This window comes from Ewingella sp. AOP9-I1-14 (genome assembly GCF_052375995.1).
Classification (GTDB): domain Bacteria; phylum Pseudomonadota; class Gammaproteobacteria; order Enterobacterales; family Enterobacteriaceae; genus Ewingella; species Ewingella allii.
On sequence record NZ_JBQSVA010000011.1, the window covers coordinates 47,386 to 68,623 of the forward strand.

Below are 21,238 nucleotides of genomic sequence, written 5' to 3' on the forward strand. Positions count from 1 at the left end.
TAATCGAGCCTTTTATGCCTACTCTGACGCGCGGCGAATTAGCCGATCTTAATGTTTTTTCTACTATTTGTCGGCGACAAAGTTTCCGACTGGCTGCCGCCGAACTGGGCGTCACCACCTCGGCGCTGAGCCACACCATGCGCGGGCTGGAAGAGCGTCTTGGCGTCAAATTGCTGCATCGCACCAGCCGATCCGTGGTCCCCACAGCGGCGGGCGCGGCGCTGGTCAGTCAGTTAGATCAGGGCTTTGAGTTCATTCGCACCGCCCTCGGCGAGCTGGAAAACTACCGCGAGCTGCCGGTGGGCCGACTGCGCATTAATATTCCCCGCGACGCCGCGCGTCTGCTGTTCACGCCGATTTTGGCGCAGTTCAATCGCGCTTACCCGCGCATTCAGCTAGAAATCACCATTGATGACAACATGATAGATATCGTCAGCAGCGGCTACGACGCGGGGGTGCGCTACGGGCAGACGGTGCCGCAGGACATGATTGCCATGCCGCTGACCGGCAAGCTGCGCTGGGTGGTGGTCGCCTCCCCGGCTTATCTTGCGCAACACGGCACACCGCAAACCCCGCAGGATCTGATGAAGCATAGCTGCATTCGCATGCGTATTGGCGATGCTAGCATCTACAAATGGCAGTTGGGTGAAGGTGAAGAGGCGTGCGAGCTGGACGTGCCGGGTAATTTTGTCGCCAATGAAACCGACATGATTATTCACGCCGCGCTCAACCACATGGGGCTGGCGTACTGTCTGGAGCGCTATATCGCCCCCTATCTTCAGAGCGGGCAGTTAGTGCCGGTGCTGCAAGATTGGGCAGTACAGGGCGAGCCGATCGTCATGTACTACCCTAGCCGCCGCCAGCTTCAGCCCGGCCTTAAGCAACTGATTGAGCTGATTAGAGAACATGCCCAATAAGCCTTGGGCACTCCCTTACTTGGTTTTCACCTTAATACTCTCGGAAAGCAGGTTGAGCTGATGGCTCTCCTGGTGGTCATTCGGCGTTTTGCTTTCCTTGACCAGCAGAGCGTCGTTGTAGGTTTTCACCGTTTCCAGGCTGTGAGTGCTCTGAGACGTGCCCACCGTCGCCAGTCGACCTTTCTTAAAGTCCAGCGTGGTGTCGGTAGAACTGTCTTCATTTATCTGATGATAGGTGTAATTCTGCGACGACTTCAGCATGCTCAATGCCAGCGGCGTCCCCGCCGTCAGCGACTCATGGAAGCTGGCCTGCAAGTGAGACTTGGTGTTCTGAGTTATCTTGCTGCGAGTGCCGTCCACTCCGTCAACCACGTTGCTGCTTTGGCTGAAGCTATAGGCAAAGCTGTCCTTCTCATCATCTTTGTACGGGTTCGACTTAACATCCGTTTGTTGGAAGGAAGCCGAGAAGTCCGCCAAACCACTCAAATAAGACTGCGCCTTGTTAGTTTCAGTCACTGTGATGATTTGGTGGCTTTTGTCGATTTCGTTTGAGCCATAGTGGCTATTCAGCGCGTGGAACGCCGACTTGAAGCTCGACATCATGTCTTGGTTGGCATAGCCGCGCAGCGCCGCGTTATTCAGCTGTTTGTCATAAGCCGCGAGCGCCTGATCCTGCTGCCCCAGCGTGCCCAATAGCTCAGGATGGCTGAGGTCGGTGTTCAGCTGGAATGAGCCGTTAGCGTCTTTATAGCTCAGGGCGCGCTGGGTGAGGTCACTCTGGAAGTTCAGAGACTGCACGGACTGGCCGCTTTCACGTACGTCGGCGTTAAGGTCGACGGATTTGAGCAGCGTGGTATTAAATTGGGTTAAACCATCCACGTTCACCGTCGGGGTCTTGCCGGACATGCCGTCGAGGGTGCTTTGGAAAGCATCTGCCAGACCCGCAATCGCGTCGGTCTCTTTATCTGTCAGTTCGCCACCGGTGGTAGTCACTTCTGCCACCAATCCCCCCTGCTGGCGGGAGAGCGACACGCTGACCTTCACGCCGCTTTGGGTGACGATGTCCAACGCCACGGCGCTGGCTTTATCGGTGCCACTAGCATCAACGTTTTTGGTAGAACTCACCGCCGCAGAGAAGTCAGAAGGGTTATCTTTTAGCTGCGCTAACAGCGCCTTACCTAACCCCTGAAACGCGCCCGATATCGGCTGATTGGCATTGGCGCCCATCAACACATCCAGCTGGCTGTGGCCGGTGTTAATGTTGTTGGTACGCAGTTTCTGCGCGCTGATGCTGTAAATCGCATTGAGTTCGTCACTCGCGTTACTCAGCGTGACGCGTGTTGAAGGCTGAGGCGGCGTTGCCGCTGGCTGGTTTACTCTGGCCCCGTTAGCGCTGGCGATGCGCGGGGGTGGGAACGAAATTCCGCTAATTTGACCTACCATTTGTCCTATCCCTGTTTCTGATGCGTTATCTGGTATCGGCCAAATTTTGATTAACTTAAGAAGAAAATGCGCAAAGTGTCGGCAAGCAGAAAGTAAAATGGGCCGAACAAGTCGGCCCATTGTGTACAGCTTACATCGAGATTATCCGTCAGGCTGATTTACGCGCCAGTGCCGCCGCGTTACGCCCGGCCAGAATGCCGAAGATGATGATGTCAGCCACTGCGTTACCGCCGATGCGGTTAGCGCCGTGGATACCGCCAACCACTTCGCCCGCCGCCCAGGCCCCGGTGATCACCTGTTTCTGAGTATCAAGCACGGCAGTGTCGGTGTTGATGGTCACGCCGCCCATGGTGTGGTGAACCCCCGGCGCAATACGAATCGCGTAGAAAGGTCCCTGATTCAGCGGATGGCGCAGCGCGGTTTTACGGCCGAAATCTTCGTCATTCTGCTTATCCACGAACACGTTGTAACGCTCAAGCGTCGCCAGCAGCGCGTGCATGTCCATGTTCAGTTTCACCGCCAGCTCCTGCGGCGAAGGCGCGCTGACCACAAAGCCCTTGGCGATATACTCGTCGGCGGCTTTGTTGTTGGCGCGAACCTGGTCGTCGAAGATCACCCAGGCACTCTTCTCTGGCAGCGCGATGATCTCGGCAGAGACTTTGTCACGAGTTTCCATTTCGTTGTAGAAACGCTTGCCCGCCTGACTCACCAGAATCGCACCGCCACCGCGGATAGCTTCGGAAATCAAATAAGAGGTGGTTTGCTCAACCGTTGGGTGGATCTGGATCTCGCCCATGTCCACGGTGTCCGCGCCGATCTTTTGCAGCATAGCGATGCCGCTGCCGGTCGCACCTTTGTGGTTAGTGGTGACAAAGCCGTCCAGCTCAGGGCGGTATTTCACCACCATTTCGCGGTTGGCGCTGAAGCCGCCGGTGGCAACAATCACGCTTTTCGCATTCAGAATGCGGGTGTCGTTGTACTCATCTACCACCTTCACGCCGGTCACTACGCCGTTATCAAACAGAATGTCAGCAACGGAAGTTTCGAGCAGCACTTCGATATCGCGTTTGTTGATGTTTTTCACCAAGCCGCTGATCAGGAAGCCGCCAACGGCGGAACGGTCAGCAGGACGGTGGGTACGGTCGATGCTCATCCCGCCAGTGATGGTGATATCGTTCAGCTCAATCTCTTTCGACGCCAGCCACTCTACGGCTTCTGGTGCCAACTCGACGAACTCACGCAGCAGCTCAGGATTGTTTTTGAACTTGCCGCCTTTCAACGTCTCCTCATAGAACAGCTCTTTACTGTCCTCAATGCCTTTCAGCTTCTGGAAACGCGTTTCTGCGGCGTTCATACCCACCGAGGCCTTGATGGTGTTGCCGCCGATGGTTGGCATCTTCTCGATGATCACCACGTGCGCGCCTTCGTCATGGGCCTGAATGGCCGCCGCAAGACCTGCGCCGCCGCTGCCGATCACTACCACGTCGTAATTCTGTGGTGCCTGCGGGTTACCGCCCTCTTCAATCACGTGCTCTTTGCTGGAGGTCGCCAGCGCGCGGGAAACGGCTTTCTTCAGCGCCTCACTCTGGGTGGTCGCGCCGGTAATGGCGTCAACGTGCGGACTGTTGGCAACCAGAATACGCGAACGCAGGCTTTCGAAGGTGGTGGTGAAGTCGACGTCGAGGGTGTCGTCCTTAACCAGCGTGATGTCGGTGATACGGTCGGTATCCAGCGTGACGCTGATTTTCAGTTTCAGCGCTTCGGCTTCGACTTTCTCCTGATAAACCCCGGCTTTATATTTACGGCCAGTGGCGCTGGTGTCGCGGATCATGGCGTCAACCAGTGAGAAGCGCCACAGCGGTTCAGGGATGTTCAGCGCTTCGCGTTTGTTGCTATCAATGAACAGCTCGAGATGCTCATTGTTGATGATGCGGTCGGCCCAGTCCGGGTACGCGATGCAGGCTTTACCTACCGCGACCAAGTCAAAACCGTGCTCCAGCGCGTTTTCCGCGTCTTCCTTGTTCAACACGCCGCCCACACCAATGACCGGGATCTTCGCCAGATTTTCGGAACGCTGCGCGCGATATTTCGTAATAAGCGGCGTTGGGTCGCTGGTGTCGACAATCGACGGGCGCAGCAACTGGCCGACGGAGAAGTGCACGTAGTCCAGACCGCGCTCGGCCAGCTTCTCCAGCAAATACATGGTGTCGTCGAAACGGATGCCCGGAACTTCTAACTCTTCCGGAGAGAAACGGTAGCCGATAATAAAGTCGTTATGGGCAAAGCGCTCCACCATCTTGTGAGCGATATCAAGCACTTCCAGCGGGAAACGGGCGCGTTTGTCGCGGTCGCCGCCCCATTTGTCGGTGCGCTGGTTGGAGTTTGGCGAGTAGAACTGCTGAATCAGGTAGGTGTTTGCGCCGTGAATCTCCACGCCGTCGAAGCCCGCTTTGATAGCACGGTTAAAGGCGTCACCAAACTTGGTGATCATCACCTCAACTTCTTCCGCACTCAGCTCTTTTGGCGTGGTCGCCCCTTCACGCGGTGCCGCAATAGCACTCGGTGCGACCGGCGTTCTGCCGCCAATCAGTTCCGGCTCCACCATGCGGCCGCCGTGATAAATCTGCAAAATAGCTTTTGAGCCTTTGGATTTAATGGCGTCGGCTATTTTCTTCAGTCCCGGAATTTTATTATCGCTATCAATTGCGATAGCCCCAGGGAAGGCCGGCCCCATGCGATCGATGAAGCAGCATTCAACAATAATAGTCCCGATACTGCCCGCGCGGTCGCGGTAATACTCCACTAATTCGCTGGTGACGGTGCCATCATAAAAGCCGGTACAAGTGGTCATCGGGGCCATAACCAGGCGGTTTTTTAGCACCGCGCCATTGGGCAAGGTGAGGTGGTTAAGAACCGGGGTGAGCTTATTCATTCTGAGCAACTCCAACATTTAGAAATCGAAAATTTTTCCGAGGGCGTAGTGCATACCGTTTAATTAACCAGCGCTGAGGTCATCTAAAAAATAAAAATAAAAGGGCGTAGCTTATATAGTGGGAAAATTTAGTTATGCGTTTTTAAGAGAAAGGGAGTTGTTTATTTAATCGTCAGAAAACCCATACCACCCTTAATTGTTAGTGATGAGTTGACAAAAATCAACTTATGAATAACATAAAAAATCATACCATAAAAATCAGTAGGTTAAGATGGGTATTTGGCTTTTACGTAAATTTACTCTACTCTCACTGAGAGTGGATGGTGTTTGACTGATAACTGTACCTTTTTTACTCTAGGCCTCTATAAAGAATGATAATATCCATCCGATAAGCTCTTCTCTGGGTAATACTAATCACTTATTCTTTTCATATTATATTCATCATAATCGAGTAATAGGCAAAAACGCTGAAACACGGAATGAATATATTGCAAATGCCATGGTGAAATAGAACAAAAATCTTTAAGCATTCCAAACGCAAACATAGATAAACGGGGCGTAACGCTCCCCTCACTAACTTGCAGATAAAAACTATGAAACCCACATCAACTTTGAGTGATCCTAATAAGGCCGCGCCTGCCTCATCGGGACTAAAGAAACGCCTGATCATGCTGTTCTTGCCGGTGCTGGTGGCAGTCATTCTGCTGCTTTTACCGGTTCCGACTGGGCTTGAACCTTATGCCTGGCACTTCTTTGCCATCTTCGTCGGGGTGATTGTTGGTTTGATTTTTGAGCCACTGCCCGGCGCCGTTATTGGTTTGACCGGGGTGGTGGTGATTGCCCTTTTCAGCCAGTGGCTGCTCTTCAGCCCGGCCGAACTCGCTAACCCGAAATTTAAAACCGCCACTGAAGCTTTCAAATGGGCAGTGAGTGGTTTCGGTAACTCCACGGTTTGGCTGATTTTCGGCGCATTTATGTTTGCTGCGGGTTATGACAAAACGCAGTTTGGCCGCCGTCTGGCGCTGATTCTGGTGAAGTACCTCGGGCGTCGCAGCTTGACCCTGGGCTATGCCATTACCTTCGCCGACCTGCTGCTGGCTCCGTTCACGCCGTCCAACACGGCGCGCAGCGGCGGGACTATCTACCCGATTATTGCCAACCTTCCGCCGCTGTACGGCTCAAAACCCAATGATCCGAGCGCGCGCAAAATCGGCTCCTATCTGATGTGGGTGGCGATAACCTCGGCCTGTATCACCAGCTCCATGTTCCTCTCCGCCCTGGCCCCTAACCTGCTGGCACTGGCGCTGGTTAAAAGCATCGTCGGGTTCGAGATTACATGGGGAATGTGGTTCCTCGCCTTTCTGCCGCTTGGCGTGCTGTTAATCCTCACTATGCCGTTGCTGGCTTACTGGTTCTATCCGCCAGAAGTGAAGATAAATGATGAAGTGCCGCGCTGGGCGACCTCCGAGCTGGAGAAGCTGGGTAAGCTGTCGCGCCATGAAATCCTGCTGCTGGTCTTCGTCTGCTCGGCCCTGCTGATGTGGATTTTCGCCGCCGCGTGGATTGAACCTGCTATGGCCGCGCTGCTGGTTGTGGTGCTGATGCTGTGGACTGGCGTGCTGAACTGGAATGACATCACCAGCAATAAGCCGGCCTGGAACACTTTCGCTTGGTTTGCCACGCTGGTGGCACTGGCCGACGGGCTGGCGCGAGTTGGCTTTATCTCGTGGCTGGGTCTGCAAGGCGGGCAACTGCTTACCGGCATCGACCCGCAGGTCGCGGCGGTGATGCTGCTGGTGGCCTTCTTCCTGCTGCACTACCTGTTCGCTAGCACCACGGCGCACACCACCGCGCTGTTACCGGCGATGCTGACCATCGCGGCGGCTATTCCGGGCATCAACATGCCGGTTTACTGCCTGATGATGGTGACCTCGCTGGGCGTGATGGGGATCATCACCCCCTACGGCACCGGCCCAAGCCCGATTTACTACGGCAGCGGCTACTTGCCAACCAAAGACTTCTGGCGTTTAGGCACCATCTTCGGCGCCATCTTCCTCGGCGGCCTGATGCTCATCGCCTACCCGTGGATGGTAATGATGTTCTAATTTAGTCCCTCACGGCGTGGCACTTGCTGCACCGCCTCGACATGGCCAGATGGGTTAAACCTTCTGGCCATTTTTATTTTCAGCCTTCCCACCGCGCTTTACAGTCCATTGCAATCTCAGATTGCGGCATCTCTCGAACTTTTACCTGTGACAGCATATTGCTCGCTGGGCTAGTATAGCGGGGTGAAAATCCACGGGTCTTTGAGTGACAAGTGCTGATTCTCTTAGCCACATCGTGATGACGAATGACAACAATAAAAATCACAATCAACTTTAAATTCAATGGATTAATAAGACCAAGTCTATGACTGATAATGCAAGCCTAGATTCCCACACTCCCATGATGCAGCAGTTCCTGCGCCTCAAGGCTGAAAACCCAGAGATTCTGATGTTTTATCGCATGGGGGACTTCTACGAACTGTTTTATGACGACGCGCGACGCGCATCGCAACTGCTGGATATCTCCCTCACTAAGCGCGGTGCGTCGGCGGGCGAGCCAATCCCGATGGCGGGCGTGCCTTACCATGCCGTGGAAGGCTATTTAGCCAAGCTGGTGCAACTGGGCGAATCCGTGGCGATTTGTGAGCAAATCGGCGATCCCGCACTGAGCAAAGGGCCGGTTGAGCGCAAAGTCGTGCGCATTGTGACGCCCGGCACGGTCAGTGATGAAGCACTGCTCAACGAGCGCCACGACAACCTGCTGGCGGCTATCTGGCAGGATGGTCGCGGCTTTGGTTATGCCACGCTCGACATTAGCTCAGGCCGCTTCCGCGTGGCTCAGCCAGAAGATTTGGAAACCATGGCGGCGGAGATCCAGCGCACCAATCCTGCCGAGCTGCTCTACCCTGAAAGTTTCGAGTCTATGTCGCTTATATCGTCGCGCCGCGGCCTGCGCCGCCGGCCGATGTGGGAGTTCGAACTGGAAACCGCCAAGCAGCAGCTTAACTTGCAGTTTGGTACTCGCGACCTGAGTGGCTTTGGGGTGGAACAAGCCCCACAGGCGCTGCGCGCGGCGGGCTGCCTGCTGCAATATGTTAAAGATACCCAGCGCACCGCCCTGCCGCACATTCGCGGCGTGACCATGGAACGTTTGCAGGACGGCATCATTATGGACGCCGCCACTCGCCGGAATCTGGAACTGACGCAAAACCTGTCTGGTGGAGTCGAAAACACGCTGGCGGCGATTCTCGATCAGGCGGTGACGCCAATGGGCAGCCGCATGCTTAAACGCTGGATCCACATGCCAACGCGCGACGCCAAGGTATTGCGCAATCGCCAGCTGGCCCTCGGTTCTTTACAGGATCTCACTCCCGATTTGCAGCCAGTGCTGCGTCAGGTGGGGGATTTAGAGAGAATCCTGGCCCGTCTGGCTCTGCGCAGCGCTCGCCCGCGCGATCTGGCCCGTATGCGCCACGCCTTGCAGCAGCTGCCGGAGATCCGCGCCCTGCTCCAGCCTTTAGAACCCGCGCACATCCAGACACTGGTCAAAAACTGTGGCGAATTCAATGAACTGGTTGAATTGCTCGAGCGCGCCATTATTGAGGCTCCACCCGTGCTGGTGCGTGACGGCGGCGTGATTGCGCCGGGCTATAACGCCGAGCTGGATGAATGGCGCGCGCTGGCCGATGGCGCGACGGATTACCTCGACCAGCTTGAGATCCGCGAGCGCGAAAAACTTGGATTGGATACGCTGAAGGTTGGCTTTAACGGCGTGCACGGCTATTTCATTCAGGTCAGCCGTGGCCAAAGCCACTTAGTGCCGATCCACTATGTGCGCCGCCAGACGTTGAAAAACGCCGAGCGCTATATCATCCCTGAGCTGAAAGAGTATGAAGATAAGGTTCTGACGTCTAAGGGCAAGGCACTTTCGCTGGAAAAAGCCCTGTATGAAGAGCTGTTCGACCTGCTGATACCGCACCTTGACGCCCTGCAGCAAAGCGCGGCTGCCTTGGCGGAGCTGGACGTGTTGAGCAATCTGGCAGAGCGCGCTTACACCCTGAACTACACCTGCCCGACGCTGAGTGAAAAACCGGGGATTAATATTACCGGCGGACGTCACCCGGTGGTGGAACAGGTGCTGAGCGAACCGTTTATCTCCAACCCGCTGGCGATGTCGCCGCAGCGCCGCATGCTGATCATCACCGGCCCGAACATGGGCGGTAAAAGTACTTACATGCGTCAGGCGGCGCTGATCGTGCTGATGGCGCATATTGGCTGCTACGTGCCGGCGGATCAGGCGGTGATTGGCCCGGTGGATCGGATCTTCACCCGCGTAGGCGCGGCGGACGATCTGGCTTCTGGCCGTTCCACCTTCATGGTCGAAATGACCGAAACGGCGAATATCCTGCACAACGCCACCGAAAACAGTCTGGTGCTGATGGATGAAATTGGTCGCGGCACCTCGACCTATGACGGCCTCTCTCTAGCCTGGGCCTGCGCGGAGAATCTCGCCAGCCGCATCAAAGCCATGACGCTGTTCGCCACCCACTATTTTGAACTGACCACGCTGCCGGAGAAGATGGAAGGCACAGTGAATATCCATCTGGATGCCATCGAGCACGGCGACACCATTGCCTTTATGCACAGCGTGCAGGAAGGCGCGGCCAGCAAGAGTTATGGTCTGGCGGTTGCCGCGCTGGCAGGTGTGCCAAGAGATGTGATTAAACGCGCGCGCCAGAAGCTGAAAGAGCTGGAAACGCTGTCCAACAGCGCCGCCGCCAGCAAGGTGGATGGCCCGCAGTTGGCGCTGTTGACTGAAGAAGTGTCGCCAGCCGTAGAGGCTCTGGAGGCGCTGGATGCCGATTCACTCTCACCGCGCCAGGCGCTGGAGTGGATCTACCGTCTGAAGGATATGGTGTAGCTTTCTCAAAGCCATAAAAGTTAAATAGAAAAAGGCGAGGTATTTTCATACCTCGCCTTTTTATTGGTAACGCTGTGCTAATCAAATAGTCAGTCAGCTTGTCGCGTTGCTAAGCGATAAAATTATTCGCGAAATAGAGCTTCGATACTCAGCCCTTGTGCCTGCAAAATCTCGCGCAGGCGGCGCAACCCTTCAACCTGAATCTGACGAACTCGTTCACGCGTCAGGCCTATCTCACGGCCCACATCTTCCAGCGTCGCTGCTTCATAACCTAACAGGCCAAAGCGGCGGGCCAGAACTTCACGTTGTTTTGCATTCAACTCGAATAACCACTTAACGATACTCTGTTTCATATCGTCGTCTTGCGTGGTGTCTTCAGGACCGTTTTCTTTTTCGTCGGCCAGAATATCTAACAGCGCTTTTTCAGAGTCACCACCCAACGGGGTATCCACTGAAGTAATACGCTCATTCAGGCGCAACATACGGCTGACGTCATGAACAGGTTTGTCGAGTTGCTCAGCAATCTCTTCAGCACTTGGCTCATGGTCAAGTTTATGTGCAAGTTCACGTGCAGTACGCAGGTAAACGTTCAGTTCTTTAACGATATGGATTGGCAAACGAATGGTACGGGTTTGATTCATAATCGCCCGTTCAATTGTCTGTCGAATCCACCATGTAGCGTAAGTTGAAAAACGGAAACCGCGCTCTGGGTCAAACTTTTCAACTGCGCGGATCAGACCTAAGTTACCTTCTTCGATCAAATCCAACAGTGCCAGTCCGCGATTACTGTAGCGGCGGGCTATTTTAACCACCAAACGCAAGTTACTTTCAATCATGCGACGACGAGATGGAACATCCCCTCGCAGCGCACGCCGTGCAAAATAAACCTCTTCTTCTGCGGTAAGCAGAGGAGAGTAACCGATCTCACCAAGGTACAGTTGAGTTGCGTCCAGCACTCGTTGGCTTACAGCCTGCGATAACAACTCTTCTTCAGCATCCGCATCAATAGTGTCGTTATCGGCAGTCTCTTCGACATTTGCTTTCTCGTCAAAGGCTTCAGCGCTGTTCTCATCGAAATCTACATCATCATGTAACTCGTTAACTTTCAGCGTATTCTGACTCATAAGCTGCTCCTACCCGTGGTCCCGAGGGCAGAATCAAGACTCTGCCCGATTTATCGCTGCGGAAGATAACGCAGCGGGTTTACGGATTTCCCCTTGTAACGAATTTCAAAATGTAATCTTACTGAACTGGTTCCGGTGCTACCCATGGTTGCTATTTTCTGACCCGCCTGCACTTCTTGTTGTTCCCGGACCAGCATTGAATCGTTATGTGCATAGGCGGAGAGGTAATCATCATTGTGTTTAATGATGATCAGATTACCGTAACCGCGAAGAGCATTACCTGCATAAACGACGCGCCCTGAGGCGGTGGCTAAGACAGGTTGTCCACGCGAACCAGCGATATCGATCCCCTTATTTCCCCCTTCGGAAGCTGAGAAATTATCGATAATTTTCCCGTCTGTCGGCCACTTCCAAGAGGAAACTGGACCGCCATTATTGGTGGTACTAGTGACAGGAGTACTGGCTACGGCAACAGGTGCTGTGGTGGTAACTACACCTGATGAAGGCAACATTTTACCTACATTCTGTTTACCCGGAGATTCAGAATACGTGGTAGTTGGTTGAGATGCAACCACCGTACCTTGCATCATCCCGGCGCTTGGTGCTGTTGGAACGCCACCTTTAGTCGCATCGGTAGTGGCTAACATGCCGCCGGTGCTAGCATTAGAGGAGACATTATTAATCTGAATAGTTTGACCGACTTCTAAACCATAAGGCGCGGGGATATTGTTACGTGCCGCAAGGTCTCGGAAGTCATTGCCGGTGATCCAGGCGATATAGAAAAGCGTATCCCCACGCTTAACTTGATAGGTACTTCCGCTATAACTGCCTTTAGGAATTGTGTTGTAACTGCGGTTATAAACGATGTGACCCTGCTGATTTGTCGCTGCAATATTAGGCGTATTGGCGACATTTGCCGGGGCTGAATTCGGAGTATTCTGACCTCCGCCACCGCCGTTTACACTGCTAATAGGGGCTGACGTCGATGCATTATTGCTACATCCCACCATCCAGGCGCTAATAAACGTACACACCGCAATGCGGCTTAAGGTTTTAATTGGGCTTCCCGTGCTCATATTTCCCCCGTTACGGCAATCTCAGAATCTATCATTCCACTCGCAACCCCACATTTGGCGGGCTTTGTGCCAATTAGCACGTTGCTAGCAGAGAACACATCCGGGCGGATAAGAAGCCAGCCAGATGGCGACAGTAAAAAACTGTAGTGGATGCTATCAACATCACAAGTACAGCACCATATTACAGTTGTATTTAAATTTTAAGGGCTTAGTCCTGAAACTCACCGCCAGAAGCAGCGTTTAGGCTAACTCACCTTTGACTAAAGGTACAAAACGGACCGATTCGATGGTCTCAACCACAAAGTCGTTACCGCGACGCGTGATGCGTTGCAGCACCTGGTTTTGTTCGCCAACGGGAAGGATCATCACGCCGCCCTCATCCAATTGCTGGAGTAAGTCCTGAGGAATTTCCAGAGGGGCGGCGGTCACGATAATGGCGTCAAATGGCCCACGAGAAGGCCAGCCTTCCCAGCCATCACCGTGGCGGGTCGACACATTATGCAGATCCAGCTGTTTGAGGCGACGCTTGGCCTGCCATTGCAGGCCTTTGATCCGCTCGACGGAAAACACGTGCTCAACCAGATGCGCCAAAATAGCCGTCTGATAGCCCGACCCGGTGCCGATTTCCAGCACGCGCGAGGCCGGTGTGAGGCGCAGCAGCTCTGTCATGCGCGCCACGGTATAGGGCTGAGAAATCGTCTGACCCGAGCCAATTGGCAAGGCGGTATTTTCATAAGCCTTGTGCTGAAAAGCTTCATCGACAAAACGTTCCCGCGGCACTTTTTCAATGGCGTGCAGCAGATTTTCATCATGAATCCCCTGCTGGCGAAGCTGCTCGAGCAGGTTGTACATCGGTTTATTCACCATGCCTGTTGACCCCGACTTTGGCTATCCATCCGCTCACCACATCCTGTGCAGCGTAGGCGGTTAAATCGACCTGAAGAGGCGTGACAGAGACATAACCCTGTGCGACGGCCGCGAAATCGGTGTCCGGCGCGATATCAAACTTATCACCCGGTGGCCCAATCCAATACATATCCTGACCGCGCGGGTCCTGCTGGCAAAACACCTGCTCAGCCGGGTGACGACTCCCGCAGCGGGTAACACGGATACCCTTAATCTCCGCCAGAGGCAGATCAGGAACATTGATATTAAGAATTTTGCCGGTGCGCAATGGCTCAGTGGCCAACGCGCGCAGGATGCGACAGGTTATCGCGGCGGCAGTGTCATAATGCCTGTTACCATCCAGCGAGACGGCCAGCGCTGGGAAGCCCAGGTGGCGCCCCTCCATTGCGGCGGCGACCGTGCCGGAATAGATCACATCGTCGCCGAGATTTGGTCCGGCATTAATGCCTGAAACTACAATATCGGGACGCGGGCGCATCAGTGAGTTAACGCCCAAGTAAACACAGTCGGTAGGCGTACCCTGAATCACCGCCGTGTCGCCGTTTGGGTATGACTGAATACGCAGCGGGCCGTCCAGCGTTAGCGCGTTGGACGCACCACTGCGATTGCGATCGGGGGCAACCAGCGTAACGTCGGCGAACTGGCGTAAAGCCGCGGCCAACGTCTGGATACCCGGCGCTAAAACGCCGTCGTCATTACTCAGTAATATCCGCATATTTCTCGTAACCTGTTGAATATTATAAACGGTTCTACACATTGCATCTTTTATTGTCCGGTTATTTATCCTGTTCCAATCAGGCTACTCAGTTTTTGAACTACTAAAGGAAGAAAATCATAATGCATTCTAGCGGCATGACCTGGATAGTGGTAGGCGAATGTTTCTGACTTGCTACGGTTAGGTCGGATTTTAAATCCGAGATTGCTGTTGAGGCTATCCGCCTATCACATCAGCGGGCTATCATCGAACTCTTCCGTGGTCGTGTCGTTGATCACATGCGTCACCACACCGAAAATAATCGTCTCCTCACCTTCCCAGTCTCCACCGTCAATCAGCGTCACATCGTCTGGCTGGTCCAAATCAGCAAGGCATAGCGTCGGATGAAAGCGCATGCGCTTAAGCAAGAACTCCCCGCAAACCTCGGCGACGACAATGCTACCGTCACAAGGCTTGCGGGATGAGTCGATTATAAGCAATGCGTCTTTCTTTATTCCGGCGCGCCAACTTGATGTGGCGGAGCGCATGAGGTACTGGCCCGGCTTATCAGACCAGAGACAGGCATCGTTTGGAGTTAGTCGACTGGTTGCGTAGTCTGCTGCTGGAGATGGGAAGCCCATATCACCACCCTCCGTTTGGATTGAAAAGCATGAAAACGCGACGCTCTCCGTCTGTTTCTGAAACATCACGGAACGTACTGACGTACATCTCGATCCAACGGTTTGCCTCCTTCAGGCCCCAGCGGCAATTGACCTTCTCCAACTCAGCGCAGAAATCCTCAGTGGCGACCGTGCGCCGCCCTTTCTCGCTGATCTTGATTGCAGCTTTAAATGCTGCATCAATTTCATATCGTCTGCTCATAAATCACACCTCAAACACTGTTTATGCATACAGTATAATCATGAGCTTTTTATGTTGGGAAGTACGGATTTTGCTAGTGCCGGTATACTGCTGATCGGAAAGGAAAGAAATTTATGAGGAAGGCTTATCTGGCCACGTAACATTTGGCGCATTGCTCAGGCTTACTGCCTTAACGTCTTTTATGTATGCCATCCATAGAATCAGGGATTCTTTATCTTTATCAGAAATTACTCCAAGTGCTAATTCTGTTCGCCAGTCACTGGTGATATTTCCCGCTTCATTAAGCAGCTCTGATTTTTTAATTTCTGCCTGTTTAAGATATTGAGCTTTTGTTGGTGGAGGAGCATCAACCCACGCAGGCATTTTATCTACTACCCCCCTCACCTTTCCAGCTTCAGGTGTCTTCATGAACTTCATAGCTACTTCATCTGAAATATCTACAGTATCTTCTGGCCACGACCCCGCATCTTCATAAGCTTCCTGCAATGAAACAGGGAGAAGCAGGTTTTTATTTGCGCTCCAAACATATGTATTCATTATTAATACCCCAAGGCCCACCAGAGACAGGCCGCTGATTGTGGAACGGAACCGACTTGCGAATTCCCGCGTTGGATGGAGGCTACCGCATTAGCATAAAATGCAGTCGATACCACGCTGGTAAATTGCCATAGAGTTAAAGACGTTTGGCTACCCCTATCATGCTCGCCCATTGCAAGAACAGCATTAGGAAATGGTATTGGGAAAGTCACCAAAACATCAGGACTAGAAGGCGTTGCAGCTGATGAAGTCCCCCACTGATAAATCACTCCGCTAGGAAGCTTAAACCATCCATTCTGACCTAGGGACGTTGCGAAGGCGTTCATATCTGGCAATTGGTTGGTTCCAGTGCCCACAAATCTTAACGCTGCTGGGCCAAGCCCTAAATTTGCTCGAGCATCGGAAGAGCTGGACAGATCGCTAAGGTTGCTAGATTTCTGCGCTGCACCGGTAATCCTAGAGTCATTACCTGCGGCGACTGTGTTTGCAGATGTTCCGACTGGTAGGGTTGCTGAGCTACCCAACCCAAGATTTTCTCTAAATGTCGCCTTGTCTTGGATGTCTCCACCGTTTTGAGCGACCTGCATTGCTCCTACTATGCGGCTATCATTTCCTGAAGCAACAGTTCCTGCTGTGGTTCCCACATCTAAAATCGATGCACCCTTTAATCCCAACCCAGCCCTAGCTGCTGGGGCTGTTGTTCCACCAGTCCCTCCGGATGTAATGCTTAGTGCTATATTCCCTGGGATGCTACTGTCGTACGCACCCCAATTCTTATCTGATGCGAATATGTACGCCGACCCTCCCGGCCCATAAATCCTTGTCTCATTAGAGTCCTGAACAAACCTATCCAAAGAAAGGTTTTGCCTCGCTGGATACTGTCCGCTCGGCCCTATGGCAGCGATTTCAGAAAAGAAGCTTAAAGTTTTAAGATAACCATTTGTTTGGTTGAACCATCCAGATCCGCCTGAATTTGGGTTGCTGGCGTTATCATCAATGGTGTTGATATAAATAGTGCTTCCATCATCACCAAGAAGGGTGGCCCCTTTCGGATACCCACCTATTTTGGTGGAGAAGTCTGCATCGAATGAATTTATTGCTCCAGAACTTGACCAGCGGGATAAATTTGATAGCTCATATAAGATCTGGTTCATGTCCTGACCTTTTGGCGGCAAGCCACCTGCATTTTTTTGCACCATTGTAATTGGTGGAAAACCATTTATATATGATGCGGTATTATCGCCAGCAGGAGTTGTTGGTAATAAATCCTCTCTCAGGCCGCCAATGGCAAATGGAACTGGTTGTTTTTTCGGGGCTTCATTTCTTTTCATTTAATTATCTCTAAAGAATGTTCCATCATTGAATGGGTATGCGTCTTGTGCGAATCCAAAATAAGGTGGGACAACCTCTCTAGTCTCAACCATTACCCCGCTAGGTATGGGTAAAACGTCGAAGTTTTCTAGAATTGACTTCTCGTATGGGGCAAGATAAAAGGTGCAGGTTATCCCCATCACCATATTCCCATAATCAACGGAAAACGCCGCGCCGCGACCCGAGAACAATATAGAAAGGAACTTATTTATTTCAGGAATCGTGGCGACACTTATATTAGAAAACGCCTTGCATAGTATTAACGTTCTATAGGCATCATTGGTTAGCCTTACCGTTTCTGTTTCCTGCACTCCCGCATAAAATGGCTCATCGTTAAACGGTGAAGGATAGTTATTTACATCTCCAGAGTCAGCCTCTGAAAATCCAAAGCTGTTATTCTCAATGTCAGCTCTAATATATCTAGATACTCCTACTATCTTCCCCCACACATCAAGACCGTATGTAAGGTTTGTGGAAATATCCCATACGTCTTTGATGAACTTATCCGTGAAGTCTTCAACAGATACTGCATTATTAAAAGTTGATATGATGGCTAAGAGTTTCTGGCTAGCTGAATACTGCGTTAATATAGTTTCTTCCCATTTCACACCATCACCACCTCTATATCATCAAGCTGTATGGTTGGAACCTGATCAACACCCACAGTTACCGAAGAGTTAAATGTCGTGCCGTCTTTCGATATTTGCAGTGATGAAAGGTTTAAATAATCAGGAGATATTGAAATTATCGGTGCGTAATAGACGCCAGAGTTAATTCTTGATCCGATTCTGGCCTTAACAATTCCGTTATATTCGCCATTGAAAACAGCCTGCACCATTGCCTTGACTTGATTGGTTATGTCGGAAGGAAGATTTTGATTTGTCTCAATTTCTACTTTGAACCTAATTCTTACCGGCTCCACCCTCTGCCACTGCATGGTGTACTGAGGGTATGGCGCGCTGTAGTTTTCCCTGTCCTCGACAACGAGTGTTGTGTTGCCGTTAAGGTTTGAGCCCGGGTTCTTTGTCTCAAAGATTGAATAAGCCACATCTTCGTCACTTCCACCATACACCCCTATATAGATTGAGTGAGCAGCTACTGGAAAATTAGTCACACCGTAATTGACTACCGACGCCGTGCGATTTGACCAAACATAGGCATCAAGAACGCCATCCACGGCAAGAATCCCTGCAAGAGTCGCTGCATCCATGTTTCTGCCATTTCTCGCAACAGACTGTTTTCTACGAGTTTCAAATGCGATCCTTGACTCGACATCTACACCGACAACTCCAGATGTTGAATTAGTAATAGAGTCCCAACCGGGAACTGAGCGATATATTTGGTTTAGATCACCAATGGCACATGAGATTGGGCCGGTTGTTGTGTTAACGAAAGGTACGTCAATAGTCCCACTCGAAGGTATCATGGCATTGTCTATTGACTGGTAGATATAGCCGTTTAAATCTACAGCGGTGCTACCTGCGGGTATCACCGTGTTTACTCTGCCGGTGCAAGTTGCCGTTACCACAGTACCCTGTGCAGATATCCTATCCATAAAGTAAATCCGGCCGATTCCATCCTGAAATCTCCCCGTGGCATAGTCAGGGTTCATTTGATTGAACAGGCATAAAAGCTTGTCATATACCTGTGCAAGAATTTCGGTGTCTGACTGGGCTATCTGCCCCTGTGGCGAGCTTAGAGACTGGCTGGCGCCACCACCTAGCGCGGTAGACATGTCGGTCAACCTGCCCGCCAGAACATCTGCAATGTCAGGAACTAGCAGGCCATTCTCGGTGATCGTCACATCAGGAACTGCGGTTTCAATAGTCGTCATAGATTTACCTGTGTTTGGGTTCCTTCAGTGTCTACCACGCGTATTGCGCCTCGCATCTGTCTGGCTGTGCCATCGAAGAAGACAGTAGCGATAGCCTGCTCAACAACAGGGAGCTTTAACGCTTCCGTCTGCATCTTTTGGGCGATGAATCCCGGCGTTGGTCGCTTGCCTAGCACTTCCGATTTCCATGGGATGCCGAGCGTATTGTCGTAGTAGCACTCACCAGAGAAGACGAGACATGAACTTGCTACGTCTTGCGCCACTGAGTAGCCGCCGTCTGTTATGGCTAAATTCCCGCTTCCATCTAGCATCAAGTCCCACGTGCCGGTATCGAGCTGCATGTTTCTGTAGGTCATGTTTGCTTGTCCGTAGGGTTAGATGTGGCAGTTGAGTTACCAGATTGAACGCCCGGAACTGGGTGGCGGTGCTGGTTGTAGTTGTCACGAAGCGTCTTAAGCGACGCGCTTTGACTGTTGCTGTTGTCGGTGATGTTCCCACCCGACTTGATGTTGCCGGAGACATACATCTCAGGCGTGGTTACGTTGACGCCAAACGGGGCCACGATATTCAGCTTGTTATCCGCAAACTCGATGTACTGCGTTGGCTCGCTGTTTAAGAATCCTCCGAGATAGAGAGCATCAGATTTGCTGTGAGTGCGCTTGGTAGCTGGCAAGGACTGCTTGCGGTTTTCTCTGGCTAGCGAGTTGTCACGGTCACAGATAGCTATCATCCCGATGTCGCCCGGCATGGGGTTCATGATGATGGCGCTGCCGCCGCGCTGAAGCCTGAACACCGGGATGTTGTAAATTGGGGAGTTATCGATAATCGCTCCTGAGGGGTCTGTTCTGGTTACCAGGGGAAGAACATCAACCACTAAGTTCGGAGCAACGCCACGCATCTCCAGCACCGTCACTAGCTCTATAAAAAAAGCCCCTGAAAGGAGCTTTTTGAAAACGTACTGTAGCGACTCAGCATCGCTGGTTTGCGCGCTGGTCGGCGTAAATAAATTATCCGCCATTTTGATTTGGCCCTGCCTCTCTGTTCGCTATGCATATCGAATGCCACGATCCACCTTCAACCCAAGAGGAAAGCTCATGGGTCACGCTAGTTAATTTATAATCGCCGCTGGCGTGAGGAAGTGACGTGTCTAGGCGCACCATTCTTCCCGTGGTGAGAAGCGATGAGAACTGCGTCTGAAACATAACCCCTCCATTTGAGAATATCGGGTACCCGATCAGCCCGTACTCCGGTGATATGAGTGGCTTTACGCTGTCTTTCTGCCCCTTCTGAGGCCAGAATGAAATCGTCGGAGCAGACACGGACATCGACACCTGAAGGTCGTCACATACCCTTTGTAGTTGGTCAAAAACGCTCCCTTCGTAGTGAGGGTTGCTCACCATGATACCGTCGAGACCGTTGATTATTGGGCTGTAACCTGCCGCCTTACATATACTGCTGATCACATCAACAATCGATGTTGGGCCGCTTAATGAGAATGGCCTTGCTACCTTGTTTTGTAGGTCAGTATTGGCGGTGGCATTTATTATCAGTGAAGAGTTTGGAGCGGAGTTCATGTTGGCTATCGATGAGTTCATATAGCCAACGAAGATTGCCGTGTTATCCACAAAAATCTTCATGCTGATACGCTCTGTATCAGGTCCAAAGTTACCCATGGCCTTAGCTGACAGCGCGGCGAGAAGGTCGCTACTTAGTCCGTAGATATTAACGCTAACCTGCGTTCCGAAAAGGTTGCCTGAAGACTGGCACGAGACAGTTGCTTTCACGTTGCTCAGGGATATTGTATTGTTCCCTTGCTTGTCGAAGGTTGAAGTATTGTTCACGAACTCGAACCGAAGGTCTCTTTGCTTATACAAGGTCGGAGCCCTCCAAGTAATAAAGAATAAATCGCTCTCCGAGTCCTTCGTAGCTAGGGTTTAACTGGCCTGTATTATCCATGAAGACCAAATCCCCGATGAACTTAAGGTATTTGTAGCGGACTATCTTGTTTCCATAAAGGCATGGGACTCCCTGCATGATCGGGTTTCCGTTAACCGTTAGGTCCATGTACATGAAGGTTTCGCGCTGGATTAGGCGTATTGAGCACTGCTGACCAGCGAGATCAACTGAGATTGTTTGAGACTTTACCGGCTCAATGGATATGCTTCTCATGTGATGTTCTCGCTAATGTTTTTGGCTAATTCTGCGGCCTTCTTGGTGGCGCTGTTCGCCACATCAATAGCGGGGGTTGATACGGTGCTGAGCGCACTCTGAAAACCAGTGGTGATCTTCCCAGTTACCGTTCCGGCGACATCGCTCACCGATGACTTCAGTGATGACCATGATTTACCAAGCTCATCAACCGTTGATGGCGTTGACCCAGCCTCTTTTACCGCCCCGCCTACGCCTGTTGCGCCTTGACTAATCTGGTCATTGGTGGCTTTCGCGTCGGCTTGAGAGCCTGACAGAACCACTTCCATCTGCTGCATCACCTCTTGGAAGTAGAGGAAGATGGTTAGCATGCTGACGCCGCGCTGCGAGTTAACCTCGTATGAGTGAT

At 52.1% G+C, this 21,238-nt stretch carries 19 protein-coding genes and 1 pseudogene; 3 read left to right on the forward strand and 17 right to left on the reverse strand.

The window, feature by feature from the left end:
• The first annotated feature begins 14 nt into the window (after window positions 1-14).
• Window positions 15-917: a LysR family transcriptional regulator gene (locus tag ACT3RT_RS21040; RefSeq protein WP_353501073.1), complete on the forward strand. Its 903-nt coding sequence runs from the start codon at window positions 15-17 to the stop codon at window positions 915-917.
• A 15-nt stretch (window positions 918-932) separates the two neighbouring features.
• Here ACT3RT_RS21040 and ACT3RT_RS21045 read toward each other — a convergent pair whose 3' ends face one another.
• Window positions 933-2,360, reverse strand: a complete 1,428-nt coding sequence (locus tag ACT3RT_RS21045) for a hypothetical protein (RefSeq protein WP_353501072.1) — start codon at window positions 2,358-2,360, stop codon at window positions 933-935.
• Window positions 2,361-2,508: 148 nt separating this feature from the next.
• A complete protein-coding gene (locus ACT3RT_RS21050; RefSeq protein WP_353501071.1) occupies window positions 2,509-5,292 on the reverse strand; it encodes a flavocytochrome c in 2,784 nt (927 codons plus the stop codon).
• Window positions 5,293-5,885: 593 nt separating this feature from the next.
• Here ACT3RT_RS21050 and ACT3RT_RS21055 point away from each other — a divergent pair.
• A complete protein-coding gene (locus tag ACT3RT_RS21055; RefSeq protein WP_485903136.1) occupies window positions 5,886-7,397 on the forward strand; it encodes an anion permease in 1,512 nt (503 codons plus the stop codon).
• 304 nt (window positions 7,398-7,701) lie between these two features.
• Window positions 7,702-10,257 (forward strand): DNA mismatch repair protein MutS, encoded by a 2,556-nt coding sequence (gene mutS / locus ACT3RT_RS21060; RefSeq protein ID WP_496203669.1) that lies wholly within the window; start codon window positions 7,702-7,704, stop codon window positions 10,255-10,257.
• A gap of 122 nt (window positions 10,258-10,379) precedes the next feature.
• Here the strand turns inward: mutS and rpoS are convergent, their stop codons facing one another.
• From rpoS to ACT3RT_RS21135, 15 genes and pseudogenes are all read right to left on the reverse strand, one after another.
• Window positions 10,380-11,381, reverse strand: coding sequence for an RNA polymerase sigma factor RpoS (gene rpoS, locus ACT3RT_RS21065; RefSeq protein WP_100938021.1), 1,002 nt, complete (start codon window positions 11,379-11,381; stop codon window positions 10,380-10,382).
• A 50-nt stretch (window positions 11,382-11,431) separates the two neighbouring features.
• On the reverse strand, window positions 11,432-12,457 hold the full coding sequence (gene nlpD / locus ACT3RT_RS21070) for a murein hydrolase activator NlpD (protein WP_485903134.1): 1,026 nt from the start codon (window positions 12,455-12,457) through the stop codon (window positions 11,432-11,434).
• A gap of 240 nt (window positions 12,458-12,697) precedes the next feature.
• Window positions 12,698-13,324 carry a protein-L-isoaspartate(D-aspartate) O-methyltransferase gene (locus ACT3RT_RS21075; protein ID WP_353501067.1) on the reverse strand — a complete coding sequence of 209 codons (627 nt, stop codon included), beginning with the start codon at window positions 13,322-13,324 and terminating at the stop codon, window positions 12,698-12,700.
• Entirely contained in the window at window positions 13,314-14,078 is a 765-nt protein-coding gene (gene surE, locus ACT3RT_RS21080) for a 5'/3'-nucleotidase SurE (RefSeq protein WP_496200547.1), read from the reverse strand. The genes ACT3RT_RS21075 and surE overlap by 11 nt, the downstream gene beginning before the upstream one ends.
• A gap of 227 nt (window positions 14,079-14,305) precedes the next feature.
• Window positions 14,306-14,698, reverse strand: a complete 393-nt coding sequence (locus ACT3RT_RS21085) for a HumD family translesion DNA polymerase (protein WP_496203670.1) — start codon at window positions 14,696-14,698, stop codon at window positions 14,306-14,308.
• A 1-nt stretch (window position 14,699) separates the two neighbouring features.
• Complete coding sequence (locus ACT3RT_RS21090) at window positions 14,700-14,939, reverse strand: DNA polymerase V (protein ID WP_496203671.1); 240 nt, start codon at window positions 14,937-14,939, stop codon at window positions 14,700-14,702.
• A gap of 111 nt (window positions 14,940-15,050) precedes the next feature.
• Window positions 15,051-15,476 carry a tail fiber assembly protein gene (locus tag ACT3RT_RS21095; protein ID WP_496203672.1) on the reverse strand — a complete coding sequence of 142 codons (426 nt, stop codon included), beginning with the start codon at window positions 15,474-15,476 and terminating at the stop codon, window positions 15,051-15,053.
• 2 nt (window positions 15,477-15,478) lie between these two features.
• Window positions 15,479-16,807: a gp53-like domain-containing protein gene (locus ACT3RT_RS21100; RefSeq protein WP_496203673.1), complete on the reverse strand. Its 1,329-nt coding sequence runs from the start codon at window positions 16,805-16,807 to the stop codon at window positions 15,479-15,481.
• Complete coding sequence (locus tag ACT3RT_RS21105; protein ID WP_496203674.1) at window positions 16,808-17,455, reverse strand: DUF2612 domain-containing protein; 648 nt, start codon at window positions 17,453-17,455, stop codon at window positions 16,808-16,810.
• Window positions 17,452-18,681 carry a baseplate J/gp47 family protein gene (locus tag ACT3RT_RS21110; protein WP_496203675.1) on the reverse strand — a complete coding sequence of 410 codons (1,230 nt, stop codon included), beginning with the start codon at window positions 18,679-18,681 and terminating at the stop codon, window positions 17,452-17,454. The genes ACT3RT_RS21105 and ACT3RT_RS21110 overlap by 4 nt, the downstream gene beginning before the upstream one ends.
• The gene (locus ACT3RT_RS21115) at window positions 18,678-19,037 is read right to left on the reverse strand and encodes a hypothetical protein (RefSeq protein ID WP_496203676.1); all 360 of its coding nucleotides are present in this window, start codon (window positions 19,035-19,037) and stop codon (window positions 18,678-18,680) included. Before ACT3RT_RS21115 ends, ACT3RT_RS21110 begins: the two co-directional genes overlap by 4 nt.
• A complete protein-coding gene (locus ACT3RT_RS21120; protein WP_496203677.1) occupies window positions 19,034-19,699 on the reverse strand; it encodes a phage baseplate protein in 666 nt (221 codons plus the stop codon). Before ACT3RT_RS21120 ends, ACT3RT_RS21115 begins: the two co-directional genes overlap by 4 nt.
• Window positions 19,689-20,555, reverse strand: coding sequence for a hypothetical protein (locus ACT3RT_RS21125; protein ID WP_496203678.1), 867 nt, complete (start codon window positions 20,553-20,555; stop codon window positions 19,689-19,691). Before ACT3RT_RS21125 ends, ACT3RT_RS21120 begins: the two co-directional genes overlap by 11 nt.
• Window positions 20,548-20,850, reverse strand: coding sequence for a phage baseplate plug family protein (locus ACT3RT_RS21130; protein ID WP_496203679.1), 303 nt, complete (start codon window positions 20,848-20,850; stop codon window positions 20,548-20,550). Before ACT3RT_RS21130 ends, ACT3RT_RS21125 begins: the two co-directional genes overlap by 8 nt.
• Window positions 20,847-21,238, reverse strand: a pseudogene (locus ACT3RT_RS21135) (hypothetical protein); the annotation flags it as partial. The gene ACT3RT_RS21130 and the pseudogene ACT3RT_RS21135, both read right to left, overlap by 4 nt.